Annotated in this window: 15 protein-coding genes and 3 tRNA genes; 11 read left to right on the forward strand and 7 right to left on the reverse strand. The window is 59.6% G+C overall.

The genetic code is table 11. The features are described 5' to 3' along the window. Nucleotides 1-89: 89 nt before the first annotated feature. Nucleotides 90-1928 (reverse strand): aryl-sulfate sulfotransferase, encoded by a 1839-nt coding sequence (locus H6A60_RS02690; RefSeq protein ID WP_205101887.1) that lies wholly within the window; start codon nucleotides 1926-1928, stop codon nucleotides 90-92. 515 nt (nucleotides 1929-2443) lie between these two features. On the opposite strand from H6A60_RS02690, the gene H6A60_RS02695 reads away from it, so the two are divergent. Together H6A60_RS02695 and dsbI are read left to right on the forward strand one after the other, a co-directional pair. Beyond that, complete coding sequence (locus H6A60_RS02695) at nucleotides 2444-3106, forward strand: thioredoxin domain-containing protein (RefSeq protein ID WP_205101888.1); 663 nt, start codon at nucleotides 2444-2446, stop codon at nucleotides 3104-3106. Nucleotides 3107-3133: 27 nt separating this feature from the next. Beyond that, nucleotides 3134-3790, forward strand: coding sequence for a protein-disulfide oxidoreductase DsbI (gene dsbI / locus H6A60_RS02700; protein ID WP_205101889.1), 657 nt, complete (start codon nucleotides 3134-3136; stop codon nucleotides 3788-3790). A 233-nt stretch (nucleotides 3791-4023) separates the two neighbouring features. Here the strand turns inward: dsbI and H6A60_RS02705 are convergent, their stop codons facing one another. Then, entirely contained in the window at nucleotides 4024-4770 is a 747-nt protein-coding gene (locus H6A60_RS02705; protein ID WP_205102011.1) for a helix-turn-helix domain-containing protein, read from the reverse strand. A gap of 368 nt (nucleotides 4771-5138) precedes the next feature. On the opposite strand from H6A60_RS02705, the gene hemN reads away from it, so the two are divergent. The 7 genes from hemN to H6A60_RS02740 all read left to right on the forward strand — a co-directional run bounded on the left by hemN (nucleotide 5139) and on the right by H6A60_RS02740 (nucleotide 11807). After that, nucleotides 5139-6539, forward strand: a complete 1401-nt coding sequence (hemN, locus tag H6A60_RS02710) for an oxygen-independent coproporphyrinogen III oxidase (protein ID WP_205101890.1) — start codon at nucleotides 5139-5141, stop codon at nucleotides 6537-6539. A 273-nt stretch (nucleotides 6540-6812) separates the two neighbouring features. Next, a complete protein-coding gene (gene alaS / locus H6A60_RS02715) occupies nucleotides 6813-9443 on the forward strand; it encodes an alanine--tRNA ligase (protein WP_205101891.1) in 2631 nt (876 codons plus the stop codon). Nucleotides 9444-9468: 25 nt separating this feature from the next. Then, on the forward strand, nucleotides 9469-9729 hold the full coding sequence (locus H6A60_RS02720) for a sulfurtransferase TusA family protein (RefSeq protein WP_205101892.1): 261 nt from the start codon (nucleotides 9469-9471) through the stop codon (nucleotides 9727-9729). Between the two features lie 118 nt (nucleotides 9730-9847). Next, complete coding sequence (locus H6A60_RS02725; RefSeq protein WP_205101893.1) at nucleotides 9848-10807, forward strand: DMT family transporter; 960 nt, start codon at nucleotides 9848-9850, stop codon at nucleotides 10805-10807. 125 nt (nucleotides 10808-10932) lie between these two features. Continuing rightward, nucleotides 10933-11009: transfer RNA gene (locus tag H6A60_RS02730), tRNA-Arg, on the forward strand. Nucleotides 11010-11038: 29 nt separating this feature from the next. Next, nucleotides 11039-11115 (forward strand) — tRNA-Arg (locus H6A60_RS02735). Nucleotides 11116-11189: 74 nt separating this feature from the next. Continuing rightward, nucleotides 11190-11807 carry a P-loop nucleotide/nucleoside kinase family protein gene (locus H6A60_RS02740; RefSeq protein WP_205101894.1) on the forward strand — a complete coding sequence of 206 codons (618 nt, stop codon included), beginning with the start codon at nucleotides 11190-11192 and terminating at the stop codon, nucleotides 11805-11807. A gap of 648 nt (nucleotides 11808-12455) precedes the next feature. On the opposite strand, the gene H6A60_RS02745 is transcribed toward H6A60_RS02740, so the two are convergent. The 5 genes from H6A60_RS02745 to H6A60_RS02765 form a co-directional block, all read right to left on the reverse strand. Continuing rightward, nucleotides 12456-12944 carry a dihydrofolate reductase gene (locus tag H6A60_RS02745; RefSeq protein ID WP_205101895.1) on the reverse strand — a complete coding sequence of 163 codons (489 nt, stop codon included), beginning with the start codon at nucleotides 12942-12944 and terminating at the stop codon, nucleotides 12456-12458. A 14-nt stretch (nucleotides 12945-12958) separates the two neighbouring features. Continuing rightward, entirely contained in the window at nucleotides 12959-13762 is an 804-nt protein-coding gene (locus tag H6A60_RS02750) for a thymidylate synthase (protein ID WP_205101896.1), read from the reverse strand. 301 nt (nucleotides 13763-14063) lie between these two features. Beyond that, nucleotides 14064-15893: a carbon starvation CstA family protein gene (locus H6A60_RS02755; protein WP_239477543.1), complete on the reverse strand. Its 1830-nt coding sequence runs from the start codon at nucleotides 15891-15893 to the stop codon at nucleotides 14064-14066. Between the two features lie 391 nt (nucleotides 15894-16284). Then, entirely contained in the window at nucleotides 16285-16839 is a 555-nt protein-coding gene (locus tag H6A60_RS02760) for a hypothetical protein (RefSeq protein ID WP_205101897.1), read from the reverse strand. Between the two features lie 129 nt (nucleotides 16840-16968). Continuing rightward, entirely contained in the window at nucleotides 16969-17430 is a 462-nt protein-coding gene (locus tag H6A60_RS02765) for a DUF1178 family protein (RefSeq protein WP_205101898.1), read from the reverse strand. A 145-nt stretch (nucleotides 17431-17575) separates the two neighbouring features. Between H6A60_RS02765 and H6A60_RS02770 the strand changes: the two genes are divergently transcribed. Together H6A60_RS02770 and H6A60_RS02775 are read left to right on the forward strand one after the other, a co-directional pair. Then, a tRNA-Ser gene (locus tag H6A60_RS02770) sits at nucleotides 17576-17666 on the forward strand. Between the two features lie 227 nt (nucleotides 17667-17893). Continuing rightward, the gene (locus H6A60_RS02775; protein WP_205101899.1) at nucleotides 17894-19045 is read left to right on the forward strand and encodes a hypothetical protein; all 1152 of its coding nucleotides are present in this window, start codon (nucleotides 17894-17896) and stop codon (nucleotides 19043-19045) included. Nucleotides 19046-19051 lie beyond the last annotated feature (6 nt).

Here is a 19051-nt window from a genome sequence, read left to right on the forward strand (position 1 = left end):
GAAGCGCTCCAAATCGTCGATTTGAAGCACCTCCCATATCAAGCTATCTGCAGCTCAAAAGCGTTTTGTTCGGCTGAGCGCCTCACGCTTTACTTCGCTACACCGGCCGGATCAAATGCCAGTTTGACATCAAAAGGCCAAGCCTGATAGCCCATCGTGTCCTGGAAGCGGATGAGCACGCTCGGATCGGTCGAGCCAAACTTGTACTCGGCAAGGTACGGATGCGGCTTGATCGGACCCTTCATGCCGCCCGACGGGCCGCTCAGACCGGACGTCGAGTAGTAGACGACGAAGGAATCCTTGTCGGCCATGTACTTCGCCAGCCCCGTCACGGGCGAGTAGAAGGGATTGCCTTCCTTCTTGCCCACTTCGTAGACCTGTTCGACCGTCATCTTCTTCTGATCGATCTTATACATCACGCCGCGGGTGTACTTGTCGCCCGCAAGCGCGGGCTGTTCCATGCCGCGCGCGTCGCCGTTGTCGAAGGCCGAGACGTAGATCACGTCCTTCGTGGACTTCGAGTCGACGCGCCAGGCGGTGTGCTGCGTCCAAGTCCAGTCGAAGTCGCCTTCGCACTTGCTGTCTTCGCACTTGATGGGCTTGCCGTTCTTGTCGACGGGCGTCAGAACCTTCTTCGCAAGATCGCCCTTCCAGCCTTCGGGCGAAGCAAGAATCCACTTCACCTGCTTGTCGCGGCCGATTTTGATGATGGCGGACTGGTGACGCGAGCTGATAATGATCGAGTCGTCGGTCGGATCGTAGTCGACGGAATTGACGTGCGCCCAGTTGCGGCCCGCGCCCACGCCCGCGATATCGCCGAACTTGTCGTCCTTGTCCATTTCGGCGAGCTCTTCGGCCGACAAGGTCTTCCCGGCCTGCGAGGCGTCGATGTTGAGGCACACGGCCCCCTGGTCGAGTGCCTTGATGACGTTGTCGCGATACGGATCGAGAATGTCGAAGAGGCGGAATTCGTCGACCACCTTGCCGTCGGCATCCACTTCGGCGATTACGTCGCGCACCGTGTGCACACGCTTGCCGTCGAGGCGGCGAAGGTCCGAAGAGGAAACGCGCAGAAAGATGTGGCCGTTTTCGGCGGCATCGAGCCCGTGCGAGTAGTCGGCGTAGTTGATCGGAAGACGGCGGTTGAAGATTTCGCGGCCGATCATGTCGTACTTCGCATAGCGCTGACCGTAGCCGAAGACGAGACCGCCGTCGACCGTCTGCTGGAAGCCCATGAGAATGCCGGACTTATAGGGCTGATCCGGATCGTACATCTCGAGGTCGGGCATCAGGTACCAGCGAACCGCACCGGTCGTATCGATGATGGCGTTCTCGGGACCGAAAGCCCATTCAAGCGCACCGCCCATCGGGTTGTTCCACACGACGCGCGAAGCGTCGGGCGGCGACGGGATGAGATTGTTGATGAAGTAGAGTCGGTCGCTGAAGGCCTTGTCCATCTTTTCGACCTTGAGGTCGAACGTCGTGTGGGACTGGCCGGGCGTGCCGTTCGAGCGCAGGAACACCGGTGCCGTGTAGAACTGATAGCGATCCTTGAAGTGCTCGGTCTTGCCGTTAAAGTGACGGTCGTACTCGACTTCAACCGTGTTGAGGTAGTCGGCGTAGAGGCCGAAAACGGGAACGCCCCCGTGCGTACGGAGGTTTTCGTCAGAGACCTTGTAGCTGATCGTCTGGCCGCCCTCTTTGGGCAGCACCGTGACAGTCGCGTTCGTGATCACGTAGCCGCCGTTGCGGATGACAGCGGTGAGCGGCGCGATGCGATAGGGATTCACCATCACTTCGCCGATGTTGCCCTGCGCCATATAGGCAACTTTCGGGCCGCTCGCGCCGCCCGCGGCATAGGCGCCGCCCGCAAGCGCGGCAATGCTCGCGGCAAATACAGCAGCCGCAGCCGCTCGCTTGATCTTCATATTTTTCTCCTTTCTTTCAGACTGTTCGCTGCGGCCTGAGGTCCCGCAACGACAAGTGCGATCGTAGTGAGCTGACGGGCTTGCGCCAACGGGCGGACGCGGGAAGCAGCTTTCCGTTTTTCGGAAAGCTCGAGCATCACCGCCGATTTCCTTGTTTTCCGCGCGTTTTGCGGGAAGCTCGAGTGCACACAAGGCGCATCCTTCAAAATTAAGCAATCGCTTACTTTCGTTTCTTTCCTTCTGCAGCAGCAATATCAGAATGAAAAGGCAGCAAAATCGAGACTGAATTTCAAAATCTGAAATTGCTTTTTTACATTCTTTCGCATCCATCGGGGATATTCCCCCAAAACGGGGTTTTTGCCTCAATTTCGGCTATCCGCGGCAAAAATCCGAACGTATACTCCTTTCGTCACAGCGGAAAGCTCCGTCGTCGAGCACCGCTTTTCGATTTATAGAGGTGCTTCCAGGCCGCAGGCTCGAAAGCGCCGTTCACTCACGAAAAAGGAAGAAACGAAATGCTCCGTCGCACTCTGATCAAGACTGCTGCCGTCCTCGCCTGCGCTGCCGCCATCCCCTCGGCCTTTGCTTTTGCCGAAGGCACCGACTTCATCAAGCTTGAAAAGCCCCTGCCCGGCGGCGAAGGCAAGCTCGTGAAGATCTGGTCGTACGACTGCCCGTTCTGCTTCAAGTACGACGCGGGCGTCGACCCGAAGATGGTTCCGCTCATGGAAAAGGCCACGGGTCTGAAGTTCGACATGTTCCATCTCGAAACGAAGGGCAAGTACGGCCGTGCGGGTTCCGAACTTTTCGCCTACTGCCTCGTGAAGGACAAGGCCGCGGGCATCACGAATCTTGAAGACGCCAACTCCGCCTTCAAGAAGGCCAAGGACGCGATCTACAAGGCCTACCACAAGAAGGGCGAACGCTGGGCTGCCGGCGAAGACGCCTTCCTCAAGACCGGTCTTGACGCCGCCGGCATCAGCGCCGACGAATTCGCCAAGAACCGCAAGAACGCTGACGTTCAGGCGCTTGCCGACGCTTGGAAGCCCTCGTACGACGTCGCCAAGATCCAGGGCATCCCGGCCTACGTCGTCAACGGCAAGTACCTCATCATGACGAAGTCGATCCGCTCGATCGACGGCATGGTGAGCCTCATCGGCGAACTCGCCAAGAAGTAATAGGACGCTCGGGGGAGAAACCAACCAATGTCTCAGAATCAGCTCTCTCTGCTCGATCGCATCGGCAACTGGGAACAGCAGCGCTGGCCGTGGCTTGTGATCGCGTTTCTGTCGGCCGCTCTCGTGGTCATTGCGCACAACGTCTTCCAGGTCTGGCTCTACATGAAGCCCTGCGAGCAGTGCGTCTACATCCGCTTCGCCTTCCTCTGCATGACCTTCGGGTGCCTTTTCCCGATCGTGTGCCCGAAGTCGCTCGTCTGCCGAATCATCTCCTATGTCTGCGGCGTGTACGGGTGCATCTACGGGATCATGTGCTCGGTGAAGCTGCAGTCGATCCACGCGGCGATTCACTCCGACGATCTCGACGCCATGTTCGGCATGCAGGGCTGCTCGCTGCAGCCGCACTACCCGTTCGGCCTGCCCCTTGAAAAGTGGGCGCCCGACTGGTTCCTGCCGACGGGCGACTGTGGGTACGACAACTCCGATGTGCCGCTCGGCACGGTGCTTTCGCCCCTGCAGGAGTCGATCATCAACATGTACAACGACGCGGGCGGCTGGTACCTGATCCCGTCGATGAAGTTCATGTCGATGGCCCAGTGCTGCCTGCTCGGCTTCTCCGTGGCCCTTCTGATCTATATCGTGCTCTTCTCGGGCATGCTCAAGAAGCGCCTCGCCGCCAAGTAAGCAGATAAAGAAATGCCGTTTGCCCGAACTTTCGAGCGAACGGCATTCGGTCGTTCGGACCGCGGTGTTCGTTACCTCACCAAACGGCAAAGCGGCTCGACTGAACTCCCCCGAGATCCAAAAAAAAGCCCGAACGGTTTTCGCGTTCGGGCTTTTTCATATCTTCGAGCTGCCGGGCTCAATTGAGCGCTTCGTCCGATCGTCCCGATCGGCCGGCATGTCTTTCACGCTTCTCAGCTTTCCTTGAGGGAAGCCTCTACTACGGAGAGCGGCACACCCGAAACGATCGAGCGCAACCCCTCAGGGTTAAAGATGCGCACGTGCTTCTGGTTGACTTCAATGAGGCCGTCGTGCGAGAAGCGCGACAGAACGCGGCTCACGGTTTCGAGCTTGAGCCCCAAGTACGAGCCAATCTCCGCGCGTGTCATGCGAAGCACGAATTCAGAGCGCGAGTAGCCGCGCTTTTCAAAGCGCTGCGAGAGCGAAAGGAGGAAAGCCGCGAGACGCTCTTCGGCATGCATGGAACCGAGAAGCAGCATCACGCCGTGCTGGCGGACGATTTCGCGCGAAAGCATCTTGAAGACGTGCGAGCCCATGCTGCGCATCGAGGTGGCTGCATCTTCGAGACGGTCGTACGGAATCACGCAGACTTCGGTGTCTTCGAGCGCGATAACGTCGCACGAGTGCACGCCGCTCGAAATGCCGTCAAAGCCGATCATTTCGCCTGCCATGTAGAAGTTCGTGACCTGCTCGCGGCCGTCGCTGCTCATGACGGTGCTCTTCAAAAAGCCGAGTCGAACCGGATAGAGATTTTCAAAGCGGTCGCCCGCACGGAAAAGCGCCTCGCCGCGCTTGATGCGGCGCCGCGTTGCGACGAGATCCTCGAGCCGTTCGATCTCCTTGAGCGTGCGGCCGGTCGGCATGCAAGCCTCCCGGAGATTGCAGTTCGAGCACGCTACGCGAAGCGCTGAAAGGTTGATCACCCTTTTTCTCCTTCTGACGTCTTTGGCCTTCGTGCGTATGTGCGCGTCGGCAAAAGAAGCTCGCTTCGCCGCGCGAAATGTTCAAATGCGCATGCGAAGCGGCTGGACGTTCCGCCAGCAGCCGCCCTTGCACCCGCCTCAAGCGCTTCGAAAACGCCCGCCAGACGGCGCAAAAGCGCCTGCTAATCTAAAAATAATTTCCGACGCCTAGAATTTCCGGTCAGTGAAATCTTGAACGTCGTAGCGAAAAAAGGCGGGAAAAACCGCCGAGAAGTCCGCCTCGCGCGTTGACTACAGTCAACAAAGGCGAACACGCTTCACGAATAATATCAGGATCCTTAACTTAAGTCATAGAGGCCCCAAACATGACATCTCCCGAAACGAGCGGCGTCGAGCTGCCGGAAATGGATCTGCTCCGCAAATTCGACGTGCCTGCGCCCCGCTACACGTCCTATCCGACGGCCGACCGCTTTCATGCGGGCTTCGGCGTTGCCGACTACGAAAAGGCGCTCGCCGGCCGCGCTGACGAAAAGGAGCCCTCGAAGCTCTCGCTCTACGTGCACGTGCCGTTCTGCAACGATGTCTGCTACTACTGCGGCTGCAACAAGATCGTGACGCGCGACCACGGCAAGAGCGCCGAATACATCGAAGCACTCGGGCGCGAAGCAGACCTCGTGAAGGCGCACCTCACGGGCACGAAGACGCTCGAGCAGCTGCACTTTGGCGGCGGCACGCCGACCTTCCTCACGAATGACGAGCTCGAGCATCTCATGAAGACTCTCACGGACCGCTTCCCGCTGGAGGCCGACGGCGAATTTTCGATCGAAGTCGACCCGCGCACGTGCGGTCCGGACAAGGTGAAGAAGCTCCGCGAAATCGGCCTCAACCGCATGAGCTGCGGCGTTCAGGACTTCAACCCCGACGTCCAGAAGGCGATCAACCGCATCCAGCCTTTCGAAATGACGAAGGCGACGATCGATGCGGCTCGCGAAAACGGCTTCCATTCGGTCAACATGGACCTCATCTACGGGCTGCCCAAGCAGACGCGCGCCTCCTTTGCCGAAACGATTGACAAGGTGCTCGAGCTTTCGCCCGACCGCATCGCGCTCTACCACTACGCGCACCTGCCCAACCACTTCAAAGCTCAGCGCCGCATTCTTCCCGCCGATCTCCCGGGCACGGTCGAGAAGGTCAACATCATGTTCGACGCGATCACGCGCTTGACCGCGAACGGCTACCGCTACATCGGCATGGACCACTTCGCCAAGCACGACGACGAACTCTCGCGCGCGCAGGTCGAAGGGTCGCTGCAGCGCAACTTCCAGGGCTACTCGACCAAGGCCGACTGCGACATGGTTGCGCTCGGCGTCTCGGGCATCTCGAAGATCGGCGCCGCGTACGCGTGCAATCCGCGGGAACTCGACGACTGGTACGCCGCGATCAACGCCGGCAAGCTCGCAACGAACCGCGGCTACCTCCTCAATGACGACGATCTCATGCGCCGCTTCGTCATCATGCAGATCATGTGCAACTTCGAGCTGCGCAAGCGCGACGTCGAAGAGCGCTTCGGCATCAACTTCGACGAAACGTTTGCCTATGAACTCTCGAAGATGAAGCCCTACGTCAAGCACGAACTCGTCGAACTCTACCCGGACCGCCTCGTCGTCTCGCCGAAGGGCAAGATCTTCGTGCGCGCCGTCGCGATGCAGTTCGACCGTTATCTGCGAGAATCCGACCGCGCTGGCGGCTACTCGCGCATTGCATAACGCTTGGGGACGCTTCACCTCAACCGGCCCGCTTTCCCAGTCGGGAAGCGGGCTTTTTCGTTCCTCGCGCGATGCGCCGAAGGCGCCTTTGGCGCCAAAGCGCGCCAAATTCGGTTTTCCGCCCGTCGCCTCGCGCGAAGACTAAAATAAGAGGTTTCGAGCGCGCCTGCACCGGCCTTCGTCCAAGCCGAATCGCGACATTTCGCCAGAACGCACGACGCCTGCGCCGCGCACGCCCAAATTTCGAATTCAATACTCAACCGTAAGCCAACAATGAAAGTCGCTGACATTCGACGAACCTTCCTGGACTTTTACGCCAGCAAAGGTCACACGATCATTCATTCGAGCCCGGTCGTCCCGGGCAACGACCCGACGCTCCTCTTCACGAACGCCGGCATGAACCAGTTCAAGGACGTGTTCCTCGGGTTCGACAAGCGCGCCTATTCGCGCGCGACGACCTCGCAGAAGTGCATCCGCGCCGGCGGCAAGCACAACGACCTTGACAACGTCGGCTACACGGCGCGCCACCACACGTTCTTCGAGATGCTCGGGAACTTCTCGTTCGGCGACTACTTCAAGCACGACGCGATCAAGTATGCGTGGGAGCTCCTCACGCAGCACTTCCATCTGCCCGCCGAAAAGCTTTGGGTCACGGTCTATGCCGAAGACGACGAAGCCTACGACATCTGGAATAAGGAAGTGGGCGTTCCTGCCGAGCGCATCGTGCGCATCGGCGACAACAAGGGCGCGCGCTACATGTCCGACAACTTCTGGATGATGGGCGACACGGGCCCGTGCGGTCCCTGCTCGGAAATCTTCTACGACCACGGTCCCTCCGTGCAGGGCGGCCCTCCGGGGAGCCCCGACGAGGACGGCGACCGCTACATCGAAATCTGGAACCTCGTCTTCATGCAGTTCTCGCGCGACGAGAAGGGCAATATGAATAAGCTGCCGCACCCCTCGATCGACACGGGCATGGGGCTCGAGCGCATTGCCGCCGTTCTGCAGGGCGTTCACAGCAACTACGAAATCGACCTCTTCAAGAACCTTCTTGCCGCCGCGAAGGCCGCCGTCGAGTCCGTTTCGGAAACGCCCGTTGACGAAACGTCGCCCTCGCTCAAGGTGATTGCCGACCACATCCGCGCGTGCGCCTTCTGCGTGGCCGACGGCGTCGTCCCGGGCAACGAAGGCCGAGCCTACGTGCTGCGCCGCATCTGCCGCCGTGCGATCCGTCACGGCTACAAGCTCGGCGCCCGCGGCCCGTTCTTCTATAAGCTCGTCGCCGCCGTTGAAAAGGAAATGGGCGAAGCCTATCCGGAACTTCGCAATCCGGAAATCGCCAAGGTGATCGAAGCCGAAGAACGCCGCTTCCTCACGACGCTCAGCAAGGGCATGGAAATCCTCGAAGACGCGATCGCCAAGACGACCGACGGCGTCCTCGACGGCAGCGTCGTCTTTAAGCTCCACGACACGTACGGTTTCCCGGCGGACCTCACGGCCGACGTCTGCCGCGAACGCGGCCTCACGGTTGACACCGACGCCTTCGACCGCCACATGGAAGAGCAGCGTGCCGCCGCGCGCGCCAATGCCAAGTTCAAGATGGCTGCGGGCCTCGAGTACACGGGCGCTGAAACCGTCTTCACGGGCTACGAATCGCTCGAAGAAAAGGGCGCCGAAGTGATCGCGCTCTACGTCGACGGCGAACAGACCGAACATGCCGACGCCGGCGCCGAATGCGTCGTCGTCTTCGACCGCACGCCCTTCTACGCCGAATCGGGCGGTCAGGTGGGCGACACCGGCCGCGCCGCGAACGACACGACGATTCTCAACGTCATGGACACCTTCCGCATCAAGGCGGCCGTGACGGGACACCAGTGCCGCGTCGCCGAAGGCGGCGTCAGCGTGGGCGACAAGTTCGACCTGCGCGTTGACGAAGAACGCCGCGCCGCCACGCAGCGCAACCACTCCGTGACGCACCTCATGCACAAGGCCCTCCGCACGGTCTTGGGCGACCAGGTTCAGCAGAAGGGCTCGCTCGTGACGCCCGAAGCCACGCGCTTTGACTTCTCTTACAGCAAGCCCGTCACCGAAGCAGAAATCGCCGAGGTCGAACGCCTCGTGAACGCCCAGATCCTTCGCAACGTCGACGTCGTCACGCAGGTGCTGCCGATCGAAGAAGCCAAGAAGACGGGCGCCGTCATGCTCTTTGGCGAACGCTACGGTGAAACGGTGCGCGTTCTCACGATCGGCAACGCCGTCGAATTCTGCGGCGGCACGCACGTGGCTCGCACGGGCGACATCGGCTTTTTCAAGATCGTCTCCGAAGGCGGCATCGCCGCCGGCATCCGCCGCATCGAAGCCGTCACCGGCATGAACGCCCTCAACTGGGTCCAGACCCAGGCGGGCTACCTCAACGAAACGGCTCGCTACTTCAAGGTGCCGGGCAGCGAAGTGCCGAAGAAGGTGGGCGACCTTATCTCGACGGTCAAGACCCTTGAAAAGGGCATCGATCAACTGAAGAGCCAGATGGCCTCCAAGGTCGGCGATCAGCTCGTCGAACAGGCGCGCGACGTCGCCGGCGTCAAGCTCCTCGTTGCCCGCATGGACGGCGCGGATGCCAAGGCCCTTCGCGAAACGATGGACAAGGTCAAGGACAAGCTCGGCAGCGCCGTTGCGCTTCTCGCCGCCGTCGGCGCCGAAGGCCGCGTGCAGCTCGCCGCCGGCGTTACGAAGGACCTCATCGGCCGCATCAAGGCGGGCGAACTCGTCAACTTTGCCGCGCAGCAGATGGGCGGCAAGGGCGGCGGCAAGCCCGACATGGCGATGGCGGGCGCTCACGACGCCTCCAATATCGATGCCGTGCTCGCGAGCGTCGAAGCCTGGGTTGCCGAAAAGCTGGCATAAACCGACAACGGAGAATGGACGCGTTATGACGACCGAAAACCTCGAACCGATCGAAGTGCTTGCGCTCCCCGATGCCGTCTGCCCGATGCCCGTGCTGCGCGCCAAAAAGGCGCTCGCCAAGCTCGCCGCGGGCGATGTGCTCCGGGTTGAATCGACTGATCCGCACAGCGAAGCGGATCTCGCGGAATTCTGTCGTCAAACGGGCCACGAACTTCTAGGCCAAAACGCCTTCGAGCGTGACGGCCGAACATGGTTCGCCGCGACCATTCGCCGCAAGCGGGACTGACCGACTGCGTGAACCGCCCTGCGCGCTCGGGCAGTCTCGGGCGCGTGCGGTTTGCGCCCAAATGCCTCATCCCATCCGGACGAACGACCTTCGTCCGGATTTTTTTCTTCGGTGCGCTATGAAGACATCCGAACACTTTCTGAAAGGCGTTCTCCTCGTTGCTGCCGCCGGCATCCTTTGGGGCGGCATGGGCACAAGCGTGCAGCACCTCTATGCGCTCGATATCGGCTTCACGCCGCTCGGGCTCGTGACCTTCCGACAGCTCACGGCCGGAGGGCTCTTCGTCGCCGTCTCCGCGCTCATTTCACCGGCCCAAACGTTCGGGATATTCAAGCAGCCGCGAATTGCGCTCGATATTTTCCTGAGCGGCGCCTTCGTCTTTCTCGCGCACTACACGTTCTTCGGTTCGATCTACTACTCGAATGCGGGTACGGGCGCGATTCTGCTCACAACCGTGCCGCTCTTTGCGGCGCTCTGGTACGCCTTTGCGAAGAAGGAACCGGTGGGACGTCTGGAGGCGGCCTGCTTTCTCCTGGCCGCTTCGGGCGTCCTCTTGATCGTGACGGACGGCGACTTTTCCGCGCTCAAATTTTCGCCCCTGGCACTCCTCTGGGGCCTCGTTTCCGCGATCTTTGCCGCGGCCTACAGCATTCAGCCCATACGCGCCATCAAGGCCGTGAGCGTGACGCCCGTCGTTGCCTGGGGAATCCTCTCGGGCGGCATTTTTGCGAGCGTCTTTTCACCTCCTTGGACCATCGAAGTCGCCTGGTCGCTCGATGCCGCCTTCTCCTTCGGCTTCATCGTCGTTTTCGGCACCGTCATCGCCTTCTGGTGCTTCATGAGCGGACTTAAGTACATTTCGCCTGTAGCTGCAGGTCTGCTCAACTGCCTTGAGCCACTCTCGGCCTTCCTCTTTTCGGTCGTGCTTCTCGGCGACCGGCTCGGTGCCGTGCAGCTCCTCGGCATTGCGCTCGTCGTCGCCAATGTCGTGCTGCTTTCGCTCGGGCAGGACGCTCGTCGCAAGGAAAAGCACCGCTCGGACGGCAATAACGCTGCCACGAACGACTCGCTTGAATGAGGCGTCATGTCCGATCGGCTGCGCGCCTCTCTCCGGCAAAAAAGCGGAGCAGAAGATTTTTTTTCGAGGGGTCTTGCTTTTTTAGAAAAGTTCGCGTAATATTCTGCTTCTGCGATTTTGATAGCGCGCCAGTAGCTCAGTTGGATAGAGTACCTGGCTACGAACCAGGGGGTCGTGGGTTCGAATCCTGCCTGGCGCGCCAATCGATTTTCGCAAGCGCATCAAAAAAGTGCGCCAGTAGCTCAGTTGGATAGAGTACCTGGCTACGAACCAGGGGGTCGTGGGTTCGAATCCTGCCTGGCGCACCAAAGTTTTCCCGAACGCTCCGTCGGCGTCCGGGATTTCTTTTTTTGTGCTCTCCTTTTTTTCACGCGCGTCGACCATGGTTCTCTTCGTCCAAGGCGCTTCTCACGCAGGGAAGTCGTGCTTAGCAGCTGCCCTCGCCCGCCGATGCGGTGCCGCCGTCTTCTCGCTCGACCTCCTCAAAATGGGACTTCTTCGATCGAAGTCCCCGCTCTTTTCGGACCTCACGCCTGAAGACGATGCGTGCATCGAAGCGCGCCTCTGGCCGATCGTTCGAGAAGTTGCCCGCACGGCGCTTGAAAACGACCAGACCGTTGTCTTCGAAGGCGTGCACATGCCTTTTGAAGGCCCTGCCGAACTCGACGCCGCCTTCCCAGGCAAAGTTGCTCGCATCGCCATCGTCTTCACGGATGCGTATATTCGCGAAAACATCGACAGAATCGCCTGCCTGGAAAACGCTGTAGAAAAGCGCCTTGTTGCCGCAGAGACCGGGGTCGTCGACGACTGCTTGGCCGAACACCGAACTGTTCGCCAAAAAGCCGAGCGTTGCGGCTGGTCCCTGCTCGAAATCGAAAGCCCCGAGGCTTGGACGCGAAAGGTTCTCCGCCTTGAAGGTTTCTCGCCTCTTCTTCTCGACGGACTCTCCGCACGACTCTTTCGACCGAGCGCAGACGAAGTCGTCCCGTCCGTGTGCTGAAGGTTCCGATAGAGCATCTTGCTTCTTCAAAGTGAAAAATTGAAGCTGCGCCAGGGAATTGACAGGCCAAAAAACACTTCTCAAATCGCGCCGAGAAGAGGATCAATTTTTTCGGAAATTCGAGAAGAATCCCCTAGGGATACCACCCTACCCCATGAAGAGTATGTTTTGCTTAAAATTTAAGCAATAGCCTAAGTGATTGATTCATTTAGGAACCGTCATATTCTCCACATATTTCCACCAAGTTATTCACAGTTTCTGTGGAAAACTCGTGTGCGAACCCCATACCAACACCCCGGCAGCCAGTACCGCTTTTCCAACCGAACAAGTTACTCGCTCTAGTCAATTCGCTTTTCGGGAAACGGGTTTTGCCCGCACTTCGCCCCCTTTGAGAACCGTGTTTCAAATTGGGGATAACTTTTCGAAACCCCTTGAATTTCGAGCAAAAAACGTCGCCGGCAGCGAAATTTCAATTGTTCGTATTTTATTAATAGTTGTTCGGAAATTTTAAACTTCTTGCTTTTTCTCAACGCCGATTCTGTCAAAGAAAAACGCCCGATTTCCCGAAAATGATCCTCATCTTTTCGAAAAAACGAGCGTTTTTGCACCCCGATCGGAGGCATATTGACGCGTTGTACTACGGCGTTTTCAGCGTCGATCGTAACGGAGAAAATCCACGCGGTAGGGACGCTTTTCGGTGGGTTCGAGCGTGCGGAAGCGCATCTTGCGGAAACGCGCCGCAGGAATCGTTGGGAAGCGCGCGTCGCCCTCGAACGACTTGTCGAGCAGCGTGATCCAAATGCGGTCTGCAAGGGGGAGCGCCTGACGATAGATCTGCTCGCCCCCGATCACGCAGATGCGTGCCGCGCCCGAGGCTTGAGCCGCCTCCAGCGCCTCGTTCAAGCTTCCGACGCGAAGCGCACCCTTGGCTTCGTAGGTTCGGCTGCGCGTGATGACAATGTTGAGGCGCCCCGGGAGCGCTCTGCCGATCGACTCCCAGGTCTTGCGGCCCATGATGACGGGCGTGCCCATCGTCGTCGCCTTGAAAAAAGCGAAGTCTTCTGGAATACGCCAGAGAAGCTTGTTGTTCGCACCGATCACGCCGTTCTTGGCGCACGCGGCAATGAGTTCGATCATGCTTGAGGCTCCCGTCAGACCGCCACGGGCGCCTTGATCGCGGGCCACGGTTCGTAGCCCTCGAAGGAAAAGTCTTCGTACTTGTAGTCGAAGATCGAATCGGGCTTACGCGCAATGCGAAGCGTCGGATAGGGACGCGGCTCACGCGAGAGCTGCAGCTCGACCTGCTCGACATGGTTGTCGTAGATGTGCACGTCGCCGCCCGTCCAGACGAATTCGCCGGGTTCAAGCCCGCACTGCTGCGCAAGCATATGCGTGAGCAGCGAATAGCTCGCAATATTGAAGGGCACCCCGAGGAAGAGGTCGCAGCTGCGCTGATAGAGCTGGCAGGAGAGCTTCCCGTCGGCCACGTACGTCTGCCAAAGACAATGGCAGGGCGGCAGCGCCATCTGACCGATCTCGCCCGGATTCCAAGCACAGACGATCATGCGGCGGCTGTCGGGCGAGCGCTTGATCGTTTCGACAAGCTCGGCGATCTGGTCGACTTCGGTGCCGTCGGGACGGCGCCAGTGACGCCACTGGTGACCGTAGACGGGCCCGAGGTCGCCGTTTTCGTCGGCCCACTCGTCCCAGATCGTCACGCCGTTGTCGTGGAGGTACCCGATGTTGGTCGACCCCGAGAGGAACCAAAGCAGTTCGTGAATGATCGAGCGCGTGTGAAGCTTCTTCGTCGTGACGAGGGGGAAGCCTTCCGACAAATCGAAGCGGATCTGTCTGCCGAAAACCGAGCGCGTACCGGTGCCAGTACGGTCGGACTTATGCACGCCGTGCTCGAAGACGTCCCGAAGGAGCGTCTCGTACTGGTTGTACTGCGCCATAGCCTTTACCTGTGAGCTGAAAAAGCTGAACTGAGAAAATTAAAAATCCGAGCCTCGGGCTCGGATGACGACCGTGATGATAAGGCCTGCGGCGTCCCCCGCGCTTTGGGGAAGCGTGATTTCTTTTCGATCGCATTGCCCGGAACGCAGACGGCCACTCTAATGGAAGAAAAAACCGCTTGGCCGCGGAACGTGCCCGCGGCGAAAGCGGTTCTTGCATTTCATCGCAGAATGACGCCCGCGCGTGAAGCGGTCGAGCCGAACGCCCGGCCGCTTCTTGCGGGCTGCACGCAAAGGTCGATTATTCCTCGACGAGCGCCTTCACTTCCACGCCGTGCGAATCGCGCACCGTGCCTTCGATGCCGAGGAGCGCAATCCAGCGGCGCAGCGTGCCGGCGATCACGAAGAGCATCAGCACCATGACGACGACAGAGAGCGTCGCGAGGAGGTACTGCTTCGCGGGCAGGTACTGATTCATGATGAGCCAGATGCCGGCCCAGAACGTGATGCACGTCATGAAGAGGCCGGGAACACCCGTCATCCACGCGTACTTGGCGTGATTGAGACGAATGATCACGGTCGTGCCGATCAGAAGCGTCACGGACGCGAGCAGCTGATTGCAGATGCCGAAGAGCGGCCAGATCGAGCCGATGTCGCCCGAATAAACGAGGTAGCCCCACGAACCGGTGAAGATGATCGACGTGATGACGATGCCGGGCCACCATTCCTTGTCGTTGAACTTCGGAATGACCTTGCCGACCATTTCCTGCAGGAAGAAGCGGCCGACTCGGGTGCCGGCGTCAACGGCCGTCAGAATGAAGACGGCTTCGAACATGATGGCGAAGTGATACCAGTACGCCATCAGATTTTCCATGAACGGAATCTGCGAGAAGATGTGCGCCATGCCGACGGCGAGCGACACGGAGCCGCCCGGACGAGCCATCAGGCTTTCCTGGACTTCCGCTTCAAGGTGCGGCAGCTCCTGCACGGCCATGCCGAGCGCAGCAAACTTTTCCGCGGGCGCATTGATCGCGAAGTAGTCGGCCGGAACGAGCACGCAGGCAGCAACGAGCGCCATCACGGCAACGAAGCCTTCCATCAGCATCGCGCCGTAGCCTACGAAGAGCACATCGCGTTCGTTGCTGATCATCTTCGGGGTCGTGCCCGTGCCGATGAGCGCATGGAAGCCCGAGAGCGCACCGCAGGCGATCGTGATGAAGATGAACGGAATCACCGGACCGCCCACGATCGGGCCGCCGCCCGAGATGAAGTCCGTGAAGGCGGGCATCTGGAAGTTGGGCATCACGAACGCAATGCCGATCGCCAGACCCGCAATCGTACCGATCTTAAGGAAGGTCGAGAGGTAGTCGCGCGGCAGCAGCAGGAGCCACACCGGCAGGACCGAGGCGAAGAAGCCGTAGATCGGGATCAGAAGGCTCATCGTCGGACGATCGATATCGAGCCAGCCGAAGTATTCCGGATGCGCGGCAACCCACGGGCCCGACAGGATGCAGAGGAAGAGCAGCACGACGCCGATCAGCGTTGCGCCCTTCACGTCGCCCTTGCGCCAGACCTGCATGTAAAGCCCCATGATGATCGCGATGGGAATCGTCGCCGCAACCGTGTAGGTCGACCAGAGCGAGTTGTGCATCGCGTTCACGACGGCGATCGAAAGACCGGCGAGCGTGAGAATCAGAATCGCGAGCACGGCCCAGCTGGCAACGAAGCCCGTCGTGCGGTCGATCTCGGTCGAGGCGATGTAGGCGAGCGAGCGGCCGCGGTGGCGAACCGAGCAGAAGAGCACCACCATGTCGTGCACGCCGCCGGCGAGCACGCAGCCGATCAGGATCCAGAGGAGCCCCGGCATATAGCCGAACTGCGCAGCGAGAACGGGCCCGAGAAGCGGACCTGCGGCCGCGATGGCGGCGAAGTGGTGCCCGAAGAGCACGTACTTGTTGGTCGGCACGAAGTCCTTGCCGTCATCGTATTTGACGGCGGGCGTTTCGCGCGCGGCGTTGATATTGAGGACTTTCTGAGCGATGAAAAGCCCGTAGAAGCGATAGGCGATGGCGAATACGCAGAGAGCCGCAAAGACGATCGTAAGCGCATTCACGCCGGAAGCTGGTTCCATAGAGATACCCGACGGGAGAGCACGCGCACGGCGCGAAAGGGGTTGTGCGCGCGGGGAACGATTCGGTCGGGGTGGGGCGCCCGCCGCTTCGTTCGCCTCGTTGTTGAATGCCTTCGCTGTTCGTTCTCTACCCGCGGGAGTGACCGCATGCAAAAAAACCGGCGAAGACCGCTGGAGCCCGCCGCGCGCCGAAGACGCGCCCACGGCGCCCCCACCCGCTCGAGTGAGGTGCGTCCCGGCACGTCTTCTCCACGTTTCGAACTCATCCGACAAAGAGAAAAAAGCGGCCCCGAAGGCCGCCTTTCTGAGGGTATTCGGACATTCGAAAGTTTAGGCGCAAGGTAGTAGTTCCGAAACACCCAAAAGAGGTAATCCGCGCATTTATCGACGGTTAAGGCAAAAAGGCGTCATCTAAGGACAATTTATCCTTGAGACCGCATAAGAGCCCCGACCATTCGGCCATAAGATCGATGTAGTGCTTCGGACCGAATTCGCGCCCCGCGGCCGCCTCTTCGGCCTGCTTGGCCGAGAGCTTGTCGAGCGACTTCATGTACGCAGCGAGCGCACAGGCAATCGTCTCTTCGTCACCGGCCTCTGCGGCAGGCTTTTCGGCAAATTTGGCAATGAGTTCGGGGATCGAGGCGCGCAGATGCGCGGCGAGCTTCGCGCCGGCCCAGTCGTTGGGTTTGACGCGCTCGGCGCCGACATGCCCGCCGAGGATGGCGCAGCAGTCGAGGAAGAATTCACGCGCTTGACCGGCCACCTGCTCTGCGTCTTCATGGTCGGGCGAGTGCGTCGAGAGCCACGCGTGCTGCATGTGCGCGATGCCGAGCTCTTCGAGCACAAGAAAGACCGTGTTCTGGTCGGTGACGTCAATCGGATCGTGCGGCTTGAATTCGGCGCTGCGGGTTTCGTCCTGCGCCGGCGTTGCGTTCTGAGAAGTCATTTGTCTTTTCCGATGATGATGGGCGACGCGGCCGAACCGAGAAAAATTTTGTCCCGGACACGTCCTGCGCGAGCAGTGCCTAAATGAGAAAGTCTAGCTTAAGGCGCTCTTTTCGACGCACCGCGTGCTTTAGTTATCTGTGTTCGCGAAGTCGGGCAGCGGCATGACTTCGTGTCCTTCTTCGATAAGCGCCTGCGCCTCCTCGGGCGAACAGATGCCCTTCACAAGCCGGTCGGGAGCGCTCCCCGCCCGCATGGCGCGAACTTCGTCGGGAAAGCGCTTTCCGACATCTTCGGCCTTTGCGGCAATCGAGCGCATCGCTCGGATCGCTTCGCCCTGCGCTGCCTGCAGCGCCTTTTCGCGCTCGAGCTTTCGCCGGTCTGAGAGATCTTTATTCGTATCGGTTCGTACGGTGCCGCGCACAGCCGAAAAATTCGGCGCATTGGGTCGACGTTCGAGTACGCTCGATCCACACACCGGACACGCAAGCCTGCCAGCCTGCGCTTCCGTCTGCCAATCCGCATCGGTGCGCAACCAGCCTTCGAAAAAATGCCCCGCTTCGCAGCAGAATGAGTACACCTTCAATGCCATGACGATTTTTTTGATTTTTTATCAGTAGGGTGATGACATTTTCGATTTTTTCTGATATAGTTCGCTTCTCTCAGCTCGGGGCAATCGAATCCCGACGCGCTGTGAGCCTTCACCCGGGACGCAGCGTTTGGTTGAGAACATCCACGGAAGGATGGCAGAGTGGTTGATTGTACCGCCCTGGAAAGGCGGCATACGGAAATTCCGTATCGAGGGTTCGAATCCCTCTCCTTCCGCCAGATTTTAGGAACCCCGTCAAACTGTTCGTTTGGCGGGGTTTTGTTTTCGAAATTCTGACATTGCGCTCGATTTTGAGCCATTTGACCCCGAGTTCTCCGGCAAGCTAGGGCGGTTTTTGCTCCCAGACGCAGCCCACCGAAGGCCGTGTTCCCTTTGCGACAACAACCGTCGCATAGCTCGATAAATTGATTGTTAGAAAAACCTTATCAATCAAGGATATCGAGACATGCAGATCACCGGCAATCTCCTTAAAAAGCCCATCCCGCTCGCCGAACTTCGCTACGGCATCATTGCTGTCGCCATCGGCCCAGAAGCACTCGATACGCTTCTCCTAAACGAATTTCCGCTCGAAGACTCGACTTGGAAAGCTTGCAACGTCGGCGCGGTGAGCCGCGACAGCACTTCTCGCACAGAAATGGCAGGCACAGCATTTTGGGAAGCGCTTGCACGAAATGCTTCGTACCGAGTGCGCGCACTGGCAGCAGAACGACCGCTTTCGACAGCAACGCGCCTGAAGCTTCTCCGCGACCGCTCGACCATGGTGCGCGAAACGATTCTCGAGAACGCCGAAGCAACCGCCGCAATCGCACGAACACCCGAAGGCAGAGAAGCCCTGACGTCAGCGCGAAGCAAATGCGCAGCTTCGGCAGAGGAAGGTCAAGCGGCCGAGCCCTTCCGGCTCCGAATCAACCACGCAGAAGCGCCCGTCGAAATTGAGCTTCGGTCGCCGCGCTCGATCACAAGCGCCGTCAAGTTTCTGATCAGCGCATACAAACGAGCCGACGACTGTCTTTTGTCGAGCGCTCCTGCCATCGGCATCGACAGTGCTGCACGGCTTGACGAAATTTGCTCTCTCCTATCGCGCGACCCGAGTCCGATCGTTCGAATGACGGCCGCGCGTGCCGTCGACGACCCAGAATCCGAAGCCGCATTACTTTTCGCGCGCGATGCTCTCGCTGCCGTCCGCGAAAGTCTCATCGTTCTCCCGAAGCACCTTTCGCTGCCAGAACTCGAGCGCTTTCTCAATGACGACCCCGACCGCCTTCTCATGTTCCTTGACAAACTGCTCAAAGGCCCTTTTGCTCTTGTGTGGCTCGGTCGTCTCCTCTCGGACACGGATCCGCAGGTGCGTAACGAGACGCTGTCGATCTGCCCGGAAAGCCTCCTTCATGAGTGGCTCCTCGGCCGTCTGAAGCACGCCGGCCAAGAAAGCAGTGAAAAAGCAGTCGACGAAGGCGTAGCGGATTGGATCGACCTCGATGATGAGGATGAGACCGATGAAGAGGCTTTCGACATCGACGACGAACCGGACGACGACAATCTGCAAACGCGACGAAGCCGGATCGCCATGCGAAACGCCCGAATCGACCGATGCTAAAGGAGA

The organism is Sutterella massiliensis, from assembly GCF_016899755.1.
GTDB lineage: Bacteria > Pseudomonadota > Gammaproteobacteria > Burkholderiales > Burkholderiaceae_F > Sutterella > Sutterella massiliensis.